The sequence below is a fragment of the Bordetella genomosp. 7 genome, assembly GCF_002261265.1.
GTDB lineage: Bacteria > Pseudomonadota > Gammaproteobacteria > Burkholderiales > Burkholderiaceae_B > Bordetella_A.
On the sequence record NZ_NEVK01000001.1, the window covers coordinates 18,543 to 37,387 of the forward strand.

An 18,845-nucleotide genomic window follows, 5' to 3' on the forward strand; every position below is an offset into this window, starting at 1 on the left:
ACGCCCAGCAACCAAACGCGGCCGGCGGGCGCCGGCCCCAATAAAGGGGAATCCACCATGAAATTGCAGCAATCCACCAAATCCTGGCTGGTTCGCGCCAGCCTGGCCGCCACGCTGGCGGCCGCTGCCAGCACGCCGGCGCTGGCGGACAAGCTCACCGTCGTCATGGCGAGCAAACTGTCGGTGCTCGATCCTGTCCTGACCGCGTCGCACCAGACGCGCAATCATGCATACATGATCTATGACACGCTGCTGGCCACCGATGCCGACAACAAGGTTCGTCCGCAGATGGCCGACAAATGGGAGATCTCGCCCGACGGCAAGACCTACACCTTTACGCTGCGCGAAGGGTTGAAGTGGCACGACGGCGCGCCGGTCAAGGCAGAGGACTGTGTCGCGTCCATCAAGCGCTGGGCCCAGCAAGACAAGATGGGGCGCCAGTTGATGCCGCTGGTCGAATCGATGAACGTGATCGACGACCGGACGTTCAACATCGTGCTGACGCAGCCGGCCGACGTGCTGGCCGCGCTGGCCAAGCCCAGCGGACTGCCGAGCTTCATCATGCCCAAGCGCGTGGCCGAAACACCCGCCGCGCAGGCTATCACCGACTACACCGGGTCGGGCCCGTTCAAGTTCGTGCAGGCCGAGTTCCAGCCGGGCGTCAAGACGGTGTACGAAAAGAACACCGACTATGTGCCGCGCAACGAGCCGCCCAGCGCCACGGCCGGCGGCAAGGTGGTCAAGGTGGATCGCGTGGAATGGCTGACCCTGCCCGACCCGATGACGGCGGTCAACGCCCTGCTGGAAGGCGAGGTCGACTATCTGGAAACCGTGCCCTTTGACCTGACGCCCCTGGTGCAGAGCGCGCCCGATGTCGAACTGCGCGTGCTGGACAAAATGGGCTACCAGCCGATGTACCGCTTCAATCAGACCCAGAAGCCGTTCGACAACAAACTGGTCCGCCAGGCCGCCATGTACGCCATCGGCCAGGACGATATCCTGAAGGCGCAGGTGGGCGATCCCACCTATTACAAAGCCTGCGGCGCCGTGTTCGGCTGCGGGCTGCCCTATGCCAGCGACATTCGCGCCGACATGATCGTTCCGTCGAACATCGAGAAGGCCAAGGCCCTGCTCAAGGAAGCGAACTACGACAATTCTCCCGTGGTCGTGCTGCACGCCACCGACATCGCCATGGCTTCGGCCATGCCCGTGGTCATCGCCCAGCAACTGCGGCAGGCGGGCTTCAATGTGCAGCTGCAGGCCATGGATTTCATGACCATGCTGTCGCGCCGCGCCAACCGCGACGTGCCGGCCAAGGGCGGCTGGAGCATCTTTGTGACGACCTGGCACATGTCCGAGATTCTGGATCCGCTGCGCAACTACGGCGTGTCGGCCAATGGCGAGAAAGCCTGGTTCGGCTGGGCCGACGTGCCCGAGGTCGAAGCGCTGCGCGGAAAGTTCCTGGTTGCCACCACCGACCAAGAGCGCAAGCAGATCGCCGACAAGCTGCAGGACGTCATGCTGGATGAGGGCGTGGCCATTCCGCTGGGCCAGATCCAGACCGCGGCTGCGTACAGCAAAAAGTTGACCGGGGTGCTGGAATCGCCGGCCCCGATCTTCTGGAACATCGCCAAGTCTGGAAAGTAAGCGCATGCTGGTTTATCTGATCAAGCGGGTGCTGGCGACGGTACCCGTGGTGCTGACCGTGGCAGTGCTGGTGTTCGGCCTGCTGCGCCTCAGCCCGGGCGATCCCGCGCTGATTCTGGCGGGCGACTCGGCCACGGAAGCGCAATTGCAGGAGCTGCGCCAGCACATGGGGCTGGACCGCCCCATTACGGCCCAATTCGGCATCTGGGCCACGCAGGTGCTGCGCGGCGACCTGGGCGTGTCGCTGCATTCGGGAACATCGGTAACGTCGATGATCAGCAGCCGTATCGGTCCGTCGCTGGCGCTGGCCCTGTGCACCATCGTGTTCTCCACGCTGGTGGCCGTGCCGCTGGGCGCCTATGCGGCCTGGCGGCGGGGCAGCCGCATCGACAGGGCCATCATGGCGCTGTCGGTCGTGGGCTTCTCGGTGCCGGTCTTTGTGACCGGGTACGCCTTGATCCTGCTGTTCGCCATGCAGTGGGGGTGGCTGCCGGTGCAGGGCTACAAGCCCCTGTCGGCCGGAGTGTTCGAGTTCGCCCGGCATCTGGCCTTGCCTACGCTGGCGCTCAGCACGGGTTTCATTGCGCTGATCGCGCGGATCGCCCGCAGCAGCATCCTGGAAACCATGAATGAAGACTACATCCGCACGGCACGCGCCAAGGGCATCACGGAAGGCACGGTGCTGATTTCGCACGCGCTGCGCAACGCCGCCGTGCCCATCATCACCATTATCGGGATCAGCGTGGCGCTGCTGATCAGCGGCGTCGTGGTGACAGAATCCGTCTTCAACTTGCCGGGGCTGGGCCGCCTGGTCGTGGAATCCGTGCTTGCACGCGATTATCCGCTGATCCAGGGGCTGATCCTGCTGTTCTCCCTGCTGTATATCGGCATCAACCTGACGATCGACCTGCTGTATTCGGTGTTCGATCCACGCATCCGCTACTGAGGCTCGCATGACCACCACCGCTCAACCCGCCGTTCTGCCGGCGGCCGCGGCCGGCTCCGGCCGCTTGCTGGCCTTGCGCCGCGCATTGCGCTCCGGTCCGGTGCTGTTTGCCACGCTCTTTCTGGGCCTGATCATCCTGACGGCAATGGCAGCCAATCATCTGGGGCTGGCCGACCCCATGGCAATCAACCCGGTCGAACGCCTCAAGGGGTTTTCCGCCGCGCACTGGTTCGGAACCGACTCGTATGGCCGCGACCTGCTGTCGCGCGTCATTCATGGGGCCCGGGTATCGCTGCTGATCGGCGCGGGCACCGTGTTCGCGGCCGTGTTGCCCGGCCTGTTGCTGGGCGTGATAGCCGGATACTTTCGCTATGCCGACATGGTGATCATGCGTGTGATGGACGGCATCATGTCGGTGCCCGGCATCCTGCTCGCCATTGCCCTGGTGGCCGTCACCGGCGCCAACATGCTGACGGTGCTGATCGCCATCGCGGTGCCCGAGTTCCCCCGCGTGGTCAGGCTGGTGCGCGGTCTGGTGCTGGGCCTGCGCGGCGAGCCGTATGTCGAGGCCGCCGTGTCGCTGGGCACGCCCACGCCGCGCCTGATGCTGCGGCACCTGTTGCCCAATACCGTGGCACCGCTCATCGTGCAGGGCACCTTCATCTTTGCCTCGGCCATCCTGGCCGAAGCCATCATGAGCTTTCTGGGCGTGGGCATGCCGCCCGAGATTCCCTCGTGGGGCAACGTCATCGCCGAAGGGCGCATGTATTTCCGCATGAAGCCCGAGCTCATCCTTGTGCCGGGATTCTTCCTGGCGCTGACCGTACTCAGTGTGAACCTGTTGGGTGACGCCTTGCGTGACGCCCTGGACCCCAAGATGGCCCGCCGTGTCTAATATCCCTGATCTTCCTGTTCTAAGCATCCGCAACCTGGGCGTGCGGCTGACCGGCGGCACCCAGCAGGTTGTGCAGGATGTCAGTTTCGACATCCATGCCGGCCAGACGCTGTGCGTCGTCGGCGAGTCTGGCTCCGGCAAGTCCGTGACCTCGTTCGCCGTCATGGGCCTGCTGTCGCCTGATGCGCTGCAGCCCTGTGCCGGCCAGATCCTGCTCGAAGGCGAAGACGTGCTCAAGGCCTCGCCCGAACGGCTGCGCGCGCTGCGGGCCACGCGCATGTCCATGGTGTTCCAGGAACCCATGACGGCGCTCAACCCGGTGCGCACCGTGGGCTGGCAGATCGACGAAGTGCTGCGCACGCATAGCACGCTGCCGGCCGCCGAGCGCAAGCGTCGCATTCTGGCCATGCTCGAATCGGTGCACCTGCCCGACGTGGCGCGCATCTATGATTCGTACCCGCACCAGTTGTCGGGCGGCCAGCGGCAGCGCATCGTGATTTGCATGGCGCTCATCCTGCAGCCACGCCTGTTGATCGCAGACGAACCCACCACCGCGCTGGATGTCACCACCCAGAAGCAGATTCTTGCGCTTATCCGCGAACTGCAGCAGGTGCACCAGACCGCGGTGCTGTTCATTACCCACGACTTCGGAGTGGTGGCCGAAATCGCTGATCGCATCGCGGTCATGAATCGTGGCCGCATTGTAGAAGTCGGCAGCCGGGACGATATCCTGGCCCGCCCGCGCGACGCCTATACGCGCATGCTGGTGGCATCGGTGCCGAGCCTGACACCCCGGGCGCGGTCTGCAATCGACGGCAAGGCTATCCTGCAAGTCGACAAGCTGGGCAAGACTTACGCGGAGCGTTCGCTGTTCAAGCCGTCGCGCCAGGTGCATGCCGCCGATGACGTCAGCTTTACGCTGCGCAAGAAAGAGATCGTGGGAATCGTGGGCGAATCCGGGTCGGGCAAATCAACCGTGGCGCGATGCATCGCCCGCCTGATCGACCCCAGCACGGGCACCATCCAGCTGGACGGCCATGATATCGCCACGGCGACGCGGCGGGCGTTCCGGCTCATGCGGCAGAAGATCCAGGTAGTGTTCCAGGATCCGTACCGCTCGCTCAACGCGCGCATCCGCGTCGGCGAATCGATTATCGAGGGCATGCTGAACTATGGCGTGACGCGTCAGCGGGCCAGGCAGCGCGCTATCGAGCTGCTGGAACTCGTGGGGCTGCCCGCCGACGCCATGGACCGGTATCCGCACCAGTTTTCGGGCGGGCAGCGGCAGCGCATCTGCATTGCCCGCGCGCTCGCCTTGAACCCTGAAGTGCTGATCGCCGACGAGGCGGTGTCGGCGCTGGACGTGTCGGTGCAGGCACAGGTGCTGGAACTGATCGAGGACGTGCGCCAGCGCACCGAAACGGCTGTGCTGTTCATCACGCACGACCTGCGCGTGGCCGCGCAGATCTGCGACACCATCGTGGTCATGAAGAAGGGCCGTATCGTAGAAGCGGGCCAGGCCGAGCAGGTGTTGACCACGCCCCGCCACGAGTACACGCGCCAGCTGATTGACGCCGCGCCCGGACGGCACTGGGACTTCAAGAACTTTCGTCCGCTCGAGCAACTGCGCGATGGCGCGCCGCCGCCGGCCATGGCGGCCGTGGCGCACTAGCGCCGCCGGCGACGCTGCCCGTGCATGGGGACATGCGCGGGCACGGACCGCGCGCCTGGCCCGCAGCTACGACCGCGCGCCCGCCGCCGACGCGCCGGGAAACACATGGGGCGAGCCGGGCCATTGTCCGGTTGACGCCAGGTGGCAGACTTCATTGGCCACGAGCCGCTGCATCAGCTGAACCGGCCGCAGCCTGGCCTGTTCCACGGTCGTGACCATGGCCAACTCAACAGAGAGCCCGCCCGCCGCGATGGGCACGGCGATCAGCCGGCCGGCGGCGACTTCTTCGGCCACCGACCCGACGGTAAGCACAATGCATCCCAGCCCGGCGGACGCCAGGCTGCTCAGCAGCCCGAGGCTGTTTGCCTCGAACGCCGGTATCAGCGGCCTGCCTGCTTCCGCGAAGGCGTTTTCGATCAGCCCGCGCAAATGCACATGCTGGTCGCGGCCGGGAAGGATCAGCGGCATCTCGACCAGGTCTTTCAGTGTTGCAGTCTTCATCCGCGACAGCGGGGAACCGGGGGCGCCCACTAGGTGCAGACGTTCCAGCAGCAGGGGCGTGACCACGGATAACCTATGCTCGCCGCCCGCGCTCGCGGGGCAGCAGGGCCAGCACCAGCAATGAACAAGCGCCCGCGCACAGGAACGCGTAGTCATACCTCCCGTTTGTCGCCACGAACGCGGCGAACGCGGTGGGCGCGGCCATATTGCTCAGGTTGACCAGAATGCTGGAACCGGCCGACGTTTCCGAAATAAGGTGCGACGGAGAATGGCGGGCCACCTCGGCGATCTGCACGCCGTTCCAGCTGGCGGCCGAGCTTCCCGCCACGAAGGCAAGCAGGATGACGGACCACAGCGGCCATTCAGCGCTGGTAAAACCGAGCGTCGCGGTGGTGATCGCCGACAGTGTGGCCGCGATCGAAAGGGCGGCAGTGGCCGAGCGCAGATAGTCCGACAGCCAGCCCAGCGCGATGCGCCCGATGACGCCGCCCGCCTGCATCACGGCGAACACCATGCCCGCCAGGGCGAGTGAATAGCCAAGCCGGTCATACAGGAAAATGACCGTGAACGTGAACCAGCAACTTTGCGATACCGCGAAAAGCGCCCCTACCACCGACATCTTCATCAGGCTGCGGTTATGCGCCAGCGACGCCAGCGGCACGGCCAGCGTACGCCAGGACCGCAGCGTAGGCACGGGGAACCGGCGGCCGCGCGCCGGCGGAGTGATGTCGAGCCGGGCGCTGAGCCGCCATGTCAGCAGGGTGGGCACCACCACTGCCAGCGCACAGATGAAGAGCGCGACGCGCCAGCCCGCGAATACCACTAGGGCCGGCACCAGCAGGCCGGCGATCACGCCGCCCAAAGGCACGCCCGCCTGCTTGATCGAGAACATCAGGTTGCGCTTGCCCGGTGGGGAAAAGCGTTGCAGCACTTCGCTGCCGGCAGGGTTGGCCGCCCCGCCGCTCAGCCCCATCAGCAGGCATGCGGCCAGGGCTATGCCAACGTAGGGCAGCAGCAGAAAGGCCATTGACGCGGCGCCCACCACCAATGTCAGCTGCAGCACCCGCATGCCGCCTATCTGCTTGAGCAGGGCCGAGCCCGCGATCAGCAGTACTAGGCCTCCCAGGGAATTGCTGGCGGTGAGATACCCCACCGAGCTGCCGCTCCAGCCGAATTCGGCGGACATCGCAGGGCCGATGATGGGAATCAGCCGGTTCAGGAACGCCGAGATGGTCTGTAGAGTGAAGATTGCCGCCACGGGCATGAGCCAGGCGGGGGCTGCGCGATTCATCGGGCTACATTGGTAGGGTTATGCGAAGGCCGCAGCCCCGTATGATATTGGATACTGGCCGGAGCCGGATGCCGGCGTTACGAGGCGGAGGTCTCGTTGATGCGCCGCGACAGTTCGCGGGTGGACACCAGACGGCGTTCGGCGTTTTCCATCGCGGCTTCGTCATCGGCAAGGTTGGCGATGATGGCCAGCAGCACTTTGCGCGTGGTGGCGATTTCGGCGCTGGTCAGGCCCTGGGTGCCGATGGCGTTCACCTCTTCGGCAAGCGGAATGAGCTTCTTCTTCAATGCCCGGCCGCTGCGCGTAAGAAAGACGTGCACATTCTTCTTGTTGCCCGGCAAGTGCTTGCGCTCGATGTAGCCCAGCGCTTCCATGGCCTTCATGGCGGCGTAGGTGGTGGGTTCCATGACGCCGGCCTGTTCGCTGAGCTCGCGCTGATTCAGGCCATCCTGTTCCCACAGGATGCGCAGAAACGCCCAATGCCCGAACGAGACATTATGGTCGGCCAGGCGCATCTGCAGGCCGCGCACCAACGCGCGGGTGGCGTCTTTGATCAGGTGCGCCAGACGATCGTGCGGCACTGCCTCACGCCAATGCGCCAGCACTTGTCTCGTTTCTTTCGATGCCATGCGGAAGACTGCGGGTTATGCGAAAAGGGTCGCGAAAAATGATACCCCAAAGTATCGCGTCGCCATTGCGGCCGGGCGGTCCTATGCGGCTGTTTGCCAGCGCAGGCATATGTCGGCGCCGGCCTGGTCGGAGCGCAACATGGCCAGGCAGATCTCCAGCGTAGCCTTGGCCCACCGCCCGTCGTGCAATGGGGGCGCATCGCGAAAGACGGCGTTATGCAGTTCGTCGATGACTTCCAGCCTGGGCGCGGGCGGCGGCGGCAGGCGCAGGAAATCACGTTGCTCGTCGGCGTACACCCAGATGCCGTCGGGCATGGGGCGCAGGTCGGCGCGTTCGCACGATACCAGGAAGGCGCCGAAATGCTGGTGTGCGGCGCGCGGCGCGTCCGCGGCGGTACGGGCCGGCGCGTGGTAGGCAGACCCGCCATACGTGCCTGCCGCCTTCAATGCCGCTTCGTCGGCGGGGGTTGGCAGGGTTTTCAGTTTGCGGCGCGCCGCGCCGTAGGCGGTTGGCGCCTTGGCGTCGCCCATTTCGCCGGTCCATCCCATCCATTCGTCGGAATCGAAGTGGCCGTAGCCGTTGTAGTTAAGCGATGCATACGCGCCGCCTTCGAACCATAGCAGTGCGCTGTAGGCGCCTTCGGTGGGTCGCCGGGAGTCCCAGTTGCCCAGGGCGCTGCGCAGGCGGGTCGCGCGGGTGCCCGCGAGCAGGCGCACGATATCGACCTGATGGGCGGCCTGACTGAACACCGCGCCGCCGCCGTCGCGCGTGGACAGCTCTTCGGGCCGTCGGGGCCGCAGCAGGTAATCGGTGTAGTTCAGCGCGTGCACCATTTTGACGGCGCCGTAGTCGCCCCGGGCAATGCGTGCCCGGCATTCCAGGTACGGCGTATCGAAGCTGTGGCAATGCCCGATGACCATGTGGACCGAAGCGGCCTCGCAGGCATCGATCATCGCGTCGCATTCGTCCAGGCTCAGGGCCATGGGCTTTTCAACGAGCACGTGCCTGCCGTGGGCGGCGGCCAGGCGCGTATGCGCGGCGTGGTGCTGGTGCGGGCTAGCCACATAGACGACCTGGACTTCCGGGTCTTGCGCCAGCGCTTCGGCGCTGTCGTATGCCGGGCCGCCGAAGTCGGCCTGGAACTGCGCACGCGCGCCTGGCCGGGGGTCACAAGCGGCAACCAGGCGCACGCGCGGGTCCGCCAGGAAGGTAGGCAGCATCAGCGTGAACGCGCGCCCCAGCCCGATGACGCCTATCTTCAGTACGGGTTCGGTCATGGCAGGAACGTCCGGGCTAAAGATCCAGCACCAGTTTGTCGCCGGTGGCGCGAGACACGCACACCATGATCTGGCTGTCGTGCTCTTCGGGCAGCAGCACCATGTCGCGATGGTCGGCGGCGCCTTCGAGCAGTGCGGTGCGGCATGAGCCGCAGGTGCCGCTTTCGCAGGAATGGCCCACGTGCACGCCCGCCTGCAGCAGCACCGACAGAATGGATTTGCCCACCGGCACGACATACTCGCCGCCCGAGCGCGCCAGCTGTACGGTGAACGGCTTGTCATCGGGCTGCCTGCCGCCGCCTTCGAGAAAGCTCTCGAAATGGATGCGGGCCGGCGACCAGTGGCCCGACATATCGCGCACCGCCTCCATCAGGCCGCGCGGGCCGCAACAATAGACGTGTCCGCGATTGGGCTTTTCGAGCACCGGCCACAGGTCGAACGCCTGCGCCGGGTCGCCGTGATCGTGATGCACCTTTACGCGCGCACGCAATGCGGGGGCACAGAGTTCGTCCAGGAACGCGGTGGTTTCGGGCGACCGGCTCAGGTAATACAACTTCCATGGGATATCGGGCTGGTCCTCCAGCGAGCGGATCATTGAAAGTATCGGGGTGATGCCTATGCCGCCGGCGATGAATATCAGGCTGCCCGGGTTTTCCGCCAGCGCAAAAGCGTTGTCCGGCTCGGACGCCGGCAGAATATCTCCGACCTTTGCCTGGTCTACCAGGCTGATCGAGCCGCCCCGGCCCAGCTCGTCGCGTTTTACCGTGATGACATAGCGGTCGCGTTCGGCGGCGTTGTTGCAAAGCGAATACTTGCGCAGCTCGCCGTTTGGCACCTGCACTTTTATGTGCGATCCGGGGGTAAAGGGCGGGAGCTCGCCATGGTCGGTGCGGCGCAGCTCGAACGAGCGGATGCCGGCGGCCGCGTCACTGATCGCGCAGATCTGCAGGGGCATGAGCGCATCGGCGCCGGGAGATAGTTCAGTCATGGCTGTTTGTGTGCGCGTGGCCGCGCCTAGATCTTGTATGTTTCGTAGGTGCCGGGATGGAACAGCTCGTCGACCGCCACGTGCCGGGACGAAAGCCCTTGCGCGTGGTGATGGCGGGTGAACGCTTCCAGTGTGCGGCGGTTGGGCTCTACGCCATAAGACCAGTAGTCCTTGCCCAGGGTGTCCCGCGCCGCCTTGAGCTGTTCTTCCACGAAGGGCAGGGTGACTTTGGTCGCCGACGTGTCTTCCAGCTTGGCCAGCGCCGCCGCCTTGGACTGCTCGAATGCCTTGAGCAGCGCGCCCGGCAGCCAGGGATGCTGTTGCGCCAGGGTTCGACGCAGGCCCACCACGTGCATGATGGGAAAGATGCCGGTGCGGTTGTAGTAGTCTTTGGCGACGGCAGTCGGGTCGTCGAACAGCCAGCCGACATCCGGGTTGTTGCGTGCCGCGCCGAACGGCGCGCGGGGCGCCATGAATCCCTCAATCTCGCCGCGATCGAGCATGTCGGAAATCGTGGTGTCGGCCGGCGCATCGATCATCGTCACGTCGTCGGGCAGCTTCAGCTTGATTTTCTCGGGACGGCCGGGCTGATCGATACCGCCGCGCACCCAGGTCACGTCGGAAGGGCTGACGCCGTAATCGTCCTGCAGCAGCGCCCGTGCCCACACGTTGGCGGTGAGCTGGTACTCGGGTATGCCGATGCGCTTGCCTTTGAGGTCCTGCGGAGTGCGGATGCGGTCTTTGCGCACATAGATGGACGTATGGCGAAAGGCGCGCGACAGGAAGATCGGCAGCGCAACGTAAGGGCAGTCGCCGTTGGCATGTTTGACCAGGTAGCTGCTGAACGATAGCTCGCTGACGTCGAAGTCCTGGAAGCGAAATGCGCGAAAGAACATCTCTTCCGGGTTCAGCAGCATGTAGGTCGGGTCCACGCCATCGATCTGCACCGCTGCGTCGTACAGCGCGCGGTTGCGGTCGTAGTCGCCCATGGCGATAGAAAGCTGTAGCTTGGCCAACGTGGTCTCCAGTATTCAGGCGGTGGTCTGGTAATTGCCCGCCAGTTGCGGGTCGTTGCTTGGCTGGACGCCCGCAGGTTGCGCGGTGAACTCGCGCCAGTTCGTGGTCTTGGGCACAATGGCCTGGAACGAGCACACATCGGGCGCAATGCGCAGATCACCGGTGCCGATCGCCGGTTCGCCCTGCTGGAACGCGCGCACGGCGTCCAGCATCTGGCGTCGGAACTCGACAATGGCCAGATCGCTTGCCCCCAGGCGCTCTTCGGAACGGTTGGCCAGCGGCCCCATGGTGACCCACATGGCGATGTCCTGGTTCGGAAAGCCGCGTATGCCGGTGAAGTTGCCGGCCTTCATGGCCTGCCGGTCCTGCCAGAACCGGTTCTCGGTATTGCGCAAGGGCCGGTACCGCGTGTCCAGGTCGATTCCCACGCTGGTGCCCAGGAAGCGTCGCCATGTTTCCGTGTCGGGGGTCGTGGCCTTGGCGCCCCACGCGATGAAATAGAACGCCGTGCTGGTGTCGTCCATCGGCACGTTGACGTTGGCGACGTTGTAGAGGTTATTGGGAGGAATGAGCACCGTGCCGGGGGCAACGAACACCGTTGACCGCACGTAGTCGTTCTGCGCCGCGTTGACGATGGGCCGGCGGATGGCGGCGTACCGGAATCCGAAGGGCGTTCGTTGCACCTGCAGGCGCGGCGCCTTGTCGGTGGACGGGCGCAGCCAGTTCTTTTCGGTAGCTTCCGCGCTGCCCACGCGCGCCGGCACGAAGTCGGACGAATGCAGGCTGGAACTATGCGCGGAATCGATTGCCCCTTCGAGTATCTGGGCCCAATTGCACGGGATCAGCACTTTGGCGATGCTGACCTTGGTGTCGGCGGTGGGCGCCCACGGCGGCGGCGTGAACTCGGGCACGTCATCCTGCGAGCCCATGTAGGCCCAGATCACTCCGCCCCATTCCTTGACTTTATAAGCCTTGTGCCGGACTTTCTGGGCCATGGTGCTGGCGGCGGGCTCGGACACCATTTCGATGACATTGCCTTCGACGTCCATCTTCCAGCCGTGGTACAGGCAGCGCAGGCCGCATTCTTCGTTGCGGCCATACACCAGCGATACGCGCCGGTGCGGACAGTATTCGTCCATCACGCCGACACGCCCGTCGGTGTCGCGGAACACCACCAGGTCTTCCCCCAATACCCGGGCCTGCACGGGATCGCCGTCGGGCTCGCTGACCTCTTCGCTCAGGCACACCGGTATCCAGTGCCTGCGCATCAGTTGCCCCATGGGGGCATCGCCGACTACCCGGCACAGCAGTTCATTCTCTTCGTTCGTCAACATCGGGGTAGCTCCTTCATTTCAATATGCGGCCTTGGGCGCCGGGCGGGGATGGGCGTGGCGCGAGCCACGCCGCGTTGCTAGTCGGCCTTGATGCCCGCCGCCTGGATCGCGCCTTCGTAGCGCTTGGCTTCGTCGTCGATGGCTTCGCCATATTCGGCCGGCGTGCCGCCCACCGGCTCGATGCCCAGCGTGTTGAACTGCTTGACCACGGCCGGGGCCTTGACGGCTTTGGCAATGGCGGCGCTCATTTTCTGGACGGCATAATCGGGCGTTCCCGTAGCGGCGAGCGCGCCCACCGTGACGGCAAAGTTGAAGCCCGTAATGATTTCGGAAATGGCGGGAATGTCGGGCGCCAGCGCCGAACGCGCGCCGGCGTTAGTGGCAAGAATCTTCACCTGCCCTTTTTCGGCAAAGCCCGACAACGACGGCAATGCGGCGAATACGACATCGACCTGGTTGCCCACCATGGCGGGCACGGACTGCCCGGAACCACGGAAAGGCACGTGCGAGATATCAAGCTTGAGCGCGATCTTCATGGCTTCCATCGTCAGGTGATGGGAACTGCCGATGCCGGACGACCCGTAATCCAGGCCGCCGGGTTTGGCTTGCACTTGCTTGATGAAGTCCTGCAGCGATGTGATCTTGGTCTGTACGCTGGTGGCCAGGAACAATGGCGATGTCGCGATCAGTGACACGGGCACGAAATCGCGCTTCGGGTCATAGGGAAGGTTCTTGTACAACGAGGGATTGATGGACATCATCGATCCGTCGGTGACCAGATAGGTGTAGCCGTCGGCCTCCGCGCTCGCCAGGGCCTGCGCGGCCACAACGCCGTTGGCGCCGGGTTTGTTTTCGACCACGACCGGCTGGCCCAGACTGCTGGTGAGCCCCTGGGCCACCACGCGCGCGACCGTGTCGGGCAGCCCGCCTGCGGCGTACGGGACGATGAACCGGACCGGGCGCGACGGAAATGTTTCGGCAGAGTCGGCGGCCTGCGCGCAATAAGGCGCAGTCAGGCCGATCGCGGCCCCCAGCATGGCGGACAGGGCGATACGAAAGCCCCGGTGCGACGATACTTGCTGATTGTTATGCATTGTCTCTCTCCTTTTGTCGTGGCACGTTCTTCTGGAATTGCCTGGGCTGTGTGCGCTTGGATCGCAATCAGCGTTATGTCGACGTGCCGTAGAATAATATTAGATAGCTAAGAATAATTCAACGAATCAATCCATGGGCAAGGTCCATTCTTAAAAAATGTGCGAAACGGCGCGATGCATCAGCGCCCGATGCCCGCGCCGGCCATGCCGGGCGGGCAGTACAGCGGCAGCCGCGGCGAGCCACGGCTGGTCTTCGAAACAGCGGAACGGCTCGCCGGTGCGGCGAATGATTCTTCGCGCTTACACGTCGAAGAACACGGTTTCCTGTGCCCCCTGCAGGTGAACATCGAAACGGTAGATTGCGCGTCCGGCGTTCGAGATACGCCGGGCGATAAGGGTAGAGCGACGCTCGGGCGGCACGGCGGCCAGCACCGCATCGTTTGCGTGCGCCTGCGCATCTTCTTCGAAATAGATGCGGGTATACGCATGCAGCAGCATGCCGCGCATCATGACTATGACATCGATATGGGGCGCGGACGCGGGGCCGGTGACGCCGGGCTTGATGGTGTCGACGACGAAGCGCGCTTGCGGATCTGTGCCGGTGCCCACGCGCGCAAAGCCCTTGAATCCGGTGGCCGCGATGTCATCGTGGGGCTGTGCATAGCGGCCCTGCGCATCAGCCTGCAGCATTTCAATGAGCGCGTCGTCAACGGCCTTGCCGCTGCCGTCATAGACACAGCCCTCTATGGTGACCGGCGTGCCCTCGGCGTGGCGTTCCGCGAGCACCGGGGTGAACAGGCTCGCCATGTCGAAGCGGTACTGTTCAGGGCACAGGCCGTAGGCGAAAAACGGACCTATGGTCTGGGACGGCGTCTGTGTCAGCGTCGGCATGCCTGCTCCGTAGGGGTTTGAAGCGCGCCTCGCAGCACGATGTCGAATGCATAGCCAAGCGCATGTCCTTCCTGCGTGGCCTCTGGCGAAAAGTGCGATACCAGCAGGTCGCGGCAGTGGGCCGGCGTACCCTGGAAAATGGGGTCAAGCGCCAGCAATGGATCGCCGGGGAAGTACATCTGCGTAACCAGTCGCGATCCGAAGTAGTCGCCGAATAAAGAAAAATGAATATGGCCGGGGCGCCAGGCATTGTTGTGGTTGCCCCACGGGTAGGCGCCCGGCTTGATGGTCAGGAAGCGGTAGCGGCCTTCGTTGTCGGTAAGGCAGCGCCCCGCGCCCAGGAAGTTCGGATCCAGCGGCGCATCGTGCTGGTCGCCTTTGTGCACGTATCGGCCGGCGGCATTCGCCTGCCAGATTTCCACCAGCGTGTTGCGCACCGGCTTGCCATATTCGTCGAGCACCCGCCCGGTTACCAATATGCGCTCGCCCAGCGGTGAACCATTCCTGGCCGCGTTGCGCGTAAGGTCGTGGTCCAGGGGGCCCAGGCTCTGAGCGCCGTAAACGGGCGCTTGGGTGTTCTTCAGCGCGTCGCGCAAGGGAATCAGTGGCAGCGTGGGGCTGCGCAGGACGGACGACTTGTACTCCGGGTGCCGGTAGGGCGGATGCGCCCGCCAGTCGCGCGGGGTAAGTACAGGCCGATGCGGTGAAGATCCGTCCATGCGCGCTCCAACGTCGATTGAAAGATTGCGTCCACTGTAATGAGACGGTTAAGTTATGGAAAGTGACGTTTCATGCAGCGCGATAGCGTAAAAAGTTATGGAAACTCCCGTCCCCCTGCCTGTCGGCCGCCTGAAACTGCGGCATGTCCAGTGCTTCCTTGCCGTTGCACAGTTGAACAGCCTGCAACGCGCGGCCGACCAGCTGGCGATTACGCAGCCCGCTGTGTCAAAGACCTTGTCGGAACTGGAAGAAGTGCTGGGGCACAGGTTGTTTGAACGAGGGCGGCATGGCGCCGAGCTCACCGCGCAAGGGCGGGCGTTTGCTCCCTATGCCCAGGCATGCCTGGGCAGCCTGCGGGATGGCATTGGGCAATTGACCCAACCCGATGACGGCGCATCGGTGACGGTGGCGGCGGGCATCTTGCCCACTGTAGCCAGCGTGCTTCTGCCCGACGCGCTGCGCATATTCCGGCAGCGCTGGCCCATGGCCAGCCTGCGCGTGCATACGGGTCGCAACACGGAACTGCTCGAGCGCCTGAAGGCCGCCGACCTGGAGTTTGCCGTGGGCCGCCTGGGCGAGCCCGACGCGATGGCGGGCATGAGTTTCGAACATCTGTTTCGCGAGCCCCTGACTGTGGTGGTCAGGGCCGGACACGCGCTGTTGCAGCAGCCCGCGCTGAACCCGACGGCCCTGGCCCGGTACCCGCTGGTCGTGCCCCCGGACGGCACCTTGATTCGTCAATCGGCCGAAAGCGTGATCAGTTCGCTGGGGTTGCCGCGCCGCCTGGCAAGAGTGGAAAGCCTGTCGGTATCCCTGAACATGGAACTGGCGCTGCACAATGATGCGGTATGGTTTGTGCCGTCCAGCTTGGTCGAAAAACCGCTGCAGCGCGGCGAACTGGCGCGCCTGCCCGTACCCTATGGCGGCACTGACGAACCCATGGGCTTGCTGCAGCGCACCGACGTGGCGCTGTCGCCCGCGGCGGCGGATCTGGTCGCCGCGCTTCGGCAGGCGGGCCTGACGCGCGAGCAGGCCCGGCTCAGCCGGCCAGGCTAGCCGCGCCGCGGGCGGCAGCAACGGCTAGGCGGCCGGGCTGGCGTCCCAGAAGTCGGCTTTGGGCGGGGTGCGCCCCAGTTCCGCGAGCACCTTCAGCACGATGGCCATGCCTGTGTTGCCCGCGGGGACGCCTGCGTAGACGGCGGTTTGCAGCAGTACCTCGCGCAACGTGTCCAGATCGAGCGGCGCGCTGGCCGGATCGTCGGCAGGCGCCTGCAGGCCGGTGCGCACGTGCAGCTCGAACTCTTCCCAGCGTCCCATGGATGCGGTGATGGCCAGCACCAGGATGCGGCGTGTGCGCGGCTCCAGGCCCGGCCTGCTCCAGATGCTGTCCCATGCATAGCACGTGATCATGCGCTGGAACTCGACGTTCATCGCGTTGGCGTTGCCCACCGAGCGTTCTACCCAGGCATCGCCCAGGACCTTGCGCCGGTTGGCCAGGCCGCGTTGCAGGGCGTCGGGGGGAAGGGAATCAGGCATGGTGGGGCTCCAGGTTGAAAGAGGATGCAAGGGTGGCGTCCAACGCCTGCAATAGCTCGGCGCAGCTGGCCGCGGATGCCTGTACTGCGCGCAGCGGGTCGGTGGCGGCCGACAGGGCGCGCCCGGCATCGGCCGCCGCGCCGGCGCCCAGTTCGGACGCTACCCACTGCCGCAAGGTCGCCGACAGCGGTTGTTGCGCCTGCAGGGCTTGCGGCGCCAGGCGTTCGACCGCCTGTTGCGCCTGGGCCCGACCGGCGACCGGCGTAAGCGCATCGACGCAGGCTTCCGAAAAAATGACCTCGTGCAGGGCGTCGATATTGGCCTGCATGCGGTTCGTGTCTACCTGCAGGCCTTCGGCCGCCAGGCGCAGCGCTGCGGCGGCGCCATGTACGTGGCGCCACAGCGGCGCCCAGGCGGCGAGTTCGGCCTGCCATTCGCCCAGCGCCCGCTCATGCGCCTGCGCCATGCAGCCCAGCAAGGCCGCGGCCAGCCCCGGCACCGCCTGCGTCTGGGCCACGGCCTGCATGCAATGCACGGCGTTGCGCTTGTGCGGCATGGCGCTGGAGGTCTTGCCCCGGGCGGCTTCTGCCAGCTCGCCGACTTCGAACTGCGACATCAGCGACCAGTCGCGCGCCAGTTTGGCCAGGCTGCCCGCGCATATCGCGGCTTCCATGCCCAGGCGCATCCAGGCGTCGCGCTGGGTATGCCAGCTCAGCCCCGGAGCCCAGAGCCCCAGCCCAGCCGCGAGCGCCGATTCGACCCGCGCGCCATGCGCGCCCATGGCTGCGCGGTTGCCGACCGCGCCGCCCAGTTGCACGCAAAGCGCCTGCGGCGCAAGCGCGCTCAGCTGCTGCACGCTGCGCAGCAGTGCCGCGGCAGATTGTGCGCACTTCAGGCCGAAGCTCGTGATCTGGGCAGGTTGCAGCAGGCTGCGCGCCATCATGGGCGTGGCGGCATGGCTGCTTGCCAGCGCGCTCAACGCGGTGACCAGCCCGCGCAGCTCTTCGAGCAGGGCGTTCAGGGCGGCTTTGGTCAGCAGGGCATGCGCGGTGTCCACGGCATCCTGCGTGGTGGTGCCCCAGTGCAGGTAAGGCAACGCCGCGGGATGACCGCTGGCCAGCGCCGCCTGAATAGGCTCTACCAGGCCGATTCCCAGCGCGCCGGTACGCCGCGAGCGCGCGATGAACTGCGCGCGGTCCAGTTCGATACGCGAGCACACATCGCCGATTGCGGCCGCCGCGCTGTGCGGAATCAATCCGGCCTCGGCCTGGGCCTGGGCCAGCGCCGATTCGAAGCGCAGCAGGGCCTGCAGCCACTGCCCGTCTGTAAATAGTTCGGTGTCGCCCGCCGGGTTGAGGCTCTGGTCGATCAGGGATATCAGCATGGCGGCTTCTATGCTCTGATCAGGCGGACGCGCCCGACACCTTGATTACCTGGCCCCACTTGCCGCTTTCTTCCTGGATGCGGCGCGCATAGTCGGCTGCACCGCCCAGCAGGGGTTCGGCGCCTTCGACCGCCAGCTTCGATTGGAACTCGGCAGTGGCCGCGACCTGCAGGATTCTTTCTTCGAGTTGCCGGATTTGGGCCTGGGGCGCGGACTTGGGCGCCAGGATGCCGTAGGTCAGTGTGCTTTCGAAGCCGGCCAGTTCGGCGACACCCGCTTCGGCTACGGTGGGAACGTCGGGCATCAGGCTCATGCGCTTGGCGCTGGTGACTGCCAGCGCCCGCAGCTTGCCCGATTTGACCAGCGCCATTGCGGCCGGTATGACGCTGAAGCTGAAATCCACCTGGCCGCCTGCCACGTCCGCAAGCGCCGGCGCCGTGCCTTTATATGGCACGTGCACTGCCTGTGCACCCAGCGCCTGCAGGAACATCTCGCCGGTAAGGTGGCCGCCCGTGCCGGTGCCGCTGGAGGCATAGTCCATGTCCGAGCCCTCGGCGCGCAGGGCCTGGGCAAGCTGTGCGACATTCTGCACGGGCGAGTCGGCCGGCACCACCAACAGTAGCGCCGACGAGGCGAACATGGCTACCGGTTGCAGATCGGTAGACGCGTTGAATCTGAGATTCTTGTACAACGCCGGGTTGATGGACACGGTGCCCGTATGGCCCAGCAGGAACATGCTGTTCTGTGGCGACGCGCGCACCACTTGTTCGACGCCCAGGTTGCCGCCCGCGCCGGGCTTGTTCTCGACGATGGCTTCTTGCTTGAAGGTTTCCGTAAGGCCGTGCGCGAGCTGGCGGGCCAGCACGTCGTTGCCGCCGCCTGGCGCGAAGGGCACCACGATGCGCATGACCGGGCTGGCGCCTTGGGCCCATGCCGGCGCGCAAGACAGGGCTGCCAGGCCCAGGGCGCCGGCAAGCGCCTGGCGGCGGGATGGCGAGAGCGGGGTGTTGCAGGGCATTGCG

At 65.4% G+C, this 18,845-nt stretch carries 18 protein-coding genes; 5 read left to right on the plus strand and 13 right to left on the minus strand.

Going from position 1 to position 18,845, the window contains the following annotated elements; all coding sequences use genetic code 11:
- Window positions 1-57 precede the first annotated feature (57 nt).
- The 4 genes from CAL19_RS00090 to CAL19_RS00105 are packed head-to-tail and all read left to right on the plus strand — an operon-like array spanning window position 58 to window position 5,160.
- Window positions 58-1,647, plus strand: coding sequence for an ABC transporter substrate-binding protein (locus tag CAL19_RS00090; protein WP_026639490.1), 1,590 nt, complete (start codon window positions 58-60; stop codon window positions 1,645-1,647).
- A 4-nt stretch (window positions 1,648-1,651) separates the two neighbouring features.
- Window positions 1,652-2,593 (plus strand): ABC transporter permease, encoded by a 942-nt coding sequence (locus CAL19_RS00095; RefSeq protein ID WP_026639489.1) that lies wholly within the window; start codon window positions 1,652-1,654, stop codon window positions 2,591-2,593.
- Between the two features lie 7 nt (window positions 2,594-2,600).
- Window positions 2,601-3,488 (plus strand): ABC transporter permease, encoded by an 888-nt coding sequence (locus tag CAL19_RS00100; protein ID WP_026639488.1) that lies wholly within the window; start codon window positions 2,601-2,603, stop codon window positions 3,486-3,488.
- Window positions 3,481-5,160, plus strand: coding sequence for an ABC transporter ATP-binding protein (locus CAL19_RS00105; RefSeq protein WP_026639487.1), 1,680 nt, complete (start codon window positions 3,481-3,483; stop codon window positions 5,158-5,160). The genes CAL19_RS00100 and CAL19_RS00105 overlap by 8 nt, the downstream gene beginning before the upstream one ends.
- A gap of 66 nt (window positions 5,161-5,226) precedes the next feature.
- Here the strand turns inward: CAL19_RS00105 and CAL19_RS00110 are convergent, their stop codons facing one another.
- The 10 genes from CAL19_RS00110 to pcaH form a co-directional block, all read right to left on the minus strand.
- Window positions 5,227-5,727 (minus strand): LysR substrate-binding domain-containing protein, encoded by a 501-nt coding sequence (locus CAL19_RS00110; protein WP_170941479.1) that lies wholly within the window; start codon window positions 5,725-5,727, stop codon window positions 5,227-5,229.
- 7 nt (window positions 5,728-5,734) lie between these two features.
- Window positions 5,735-6,952 carry an MFS transporter gene (locus CAL19_RS00115; RefSeq protein ID WP_094795709.1) on the minus strand — a complete coding sequence of 406 codons (1,218 nt, stop codon included), beginning with the start codon at window positions 6,950-6,952 and terminating at the stop codon, window positions 5,735-5,737.
- A gap of 77 nt (window positions 6,953-7,029) precedes the next feature.
- Window positions 7,030-7,581 (minus strand): MarR family winged helix-turn-helix transcriptional regulator, encoded by a 552-nt coding sequence (locus CAL19_RS00120; RefSeq protein WP_026639485.1) that lies wholly within the window; start codon window positions 7,579-7,581, stop codon window positions 7,030-7,032.
- An 81-nt stretch (window positions 7,582-7,662) separates the two neighbouring features.
- A complete protein-coding gene (locus CAL19_RS00125) occupies window positions 7,663-8,859 on the minus strand; it encodes a Gfo/Idh/MocA family protein (RefSeq protein ID WP_094795710.1) in 1,197 nt (398 codons plus the stop codon).
- Between the two features lie 16 nt (window positions 8,860-8,875).
- Window positions 8,876-9,847: a PDR/VanB family oxidoreductase gene (locus CAL19_RS00130; protein ID WP_026639483.1), complete on the minus strand. Its 972-nt coding sequence runs from the start codon at window positions 9,845-9,847 to the stop codon at window positions 8,876-8,878.
- A 26-nt stretch (window positions 9,848-9,873) separates the two neighbouring features.
- Window positions 9,874-10,863: an ABC transporter substrate-binding protein gene (locus CAL19_RS00135; protein WP_026639482.1), complete on the minus strand. Its 990-nt coding sequence runs from the start codon at window positions 10,861-10,863 to the stop codon at window positions 9,874-9,876.
- Window positions 10,864-10,878: 15 nt separating this feature from the next.
- Entirely contained in the window at window positions 10,879-12,198 is a 1,320-nt protein-coding gene (locus tag CAL19_RS00140; RefSeq protein WP_094795711.1) for a Rieske 2Fe-2S domain-containing protein, read from the minus strand.
- A gap of 77 nt (window positions 12,199-12,275) precedes the next feature.
- The gene (locus CAL19_RS00145; RefSeq protein ID WP_094795712.1) at window positions 12,276-13,292 is read right to left on the minus strand and encodes a Bug family tripartite tricarboxylate transporter substrate binding protein; all 1,017 of its coding nucleotides are present in this window, start codon (window positions 13,290-13,292) and stop codon (window positions 12,276-12,278) included.
- Between the two features lie 300 nt (window positions 13,293-13,592).
- The gene (pcaG, locus tag CAL19_RS00150) at window positions 13,593-14,183 is read right to left on the minus strand and encodes a protocatechuate 3,4-dioxygenase subunit alpha (RefSeq protein ID WP_094795713.1); all 591 of its coding nucleotides are present in this window, start codon (window positions 14,181-14,183) and stop codon (window positions 13,593-13,595) included.
- On the minus strand, window positions 14,171-14,902 hold the full coding sequence (gene pcaH / locus CAL19_RS00155) for a protocatechuate 3,4-dioxygenase subunit beta (RefSeq protein WP_094795714.1): 732 nt from the start codon (window positions 14,900-14,902) through the stop codon (window positions 14,171-14,173). The genes pcaG and pcaH overlap by 13 nt, the downstream gene beginning before the upstream one ends.
- A 97-nt stretch (window positions 14,903-14,999) precedes the next feature.
- On the opposite strand from pcaH, the gene pcaQ reads away from it, so the two are divergent.
- Complete coding sequence (gene pcaQ / locus CAL19_RS00160) at window positions 15,000-15,959, plus strand: pca operon transcription factor PcaQ (protein WP_141214339.1); 960 nt, start codon at window positions 15,000-15,002, stop codon at window positions 15,957-15,959.
- A gap of 24 nt (window positions 15,960-15,983) precedes the next feature.
- On the opposite strand, the gene CAL19_RS00165 is transcribed toward pcaQ, so the two are convergent.
- From CAL19_RS00165 to CAL19_RS00175, 3 genes are read right to left on the minus strand one after another with little or no spacing between them, the layout of a single operon-like run.
- A complete protein-coding gene (locus tag CAL19_RS00165; RefSeq protein WP_026639476.1) occupies window positions 15,984-16,439 on the minus strand; it encodes a carboxymuconolactone decarboxylase family protein in 456 nt (151 codons plus the stop codon).
- Window positions 16,432-17,823 carry a lyase family protein gene (locus CAL19_RS00170; protein ID WP_094795715.1) on the minus strand — a complete coding sequence of 464 codons (1,392 nt, stop codon included), beginning with the start codon at window positions 17,821-17,823 and terminating at the stop codon, window positions 16,432-16,434. Before CAL19_RS00170 ends, CAL19_RS00165 begins: the two co-directional genes overlap by 8 nt.
- 19 nt (window positions 17,824-17,842) lie before the next feature.
- Complete coding sequence (locus CAL19_RS00175; RefSeq protein WP_094795716.1) at window positions 17,843-18,841, minus strand: Bug family tripartite tricarboxylate transporter substrate binding protein; 999 nt, start codon at window positions 18,839-18,841, stop codon at window positions 17,843-17,845.
- Between the last annotated feature and the right edge of the window lie 4 nt (window positions 18,842-18,845).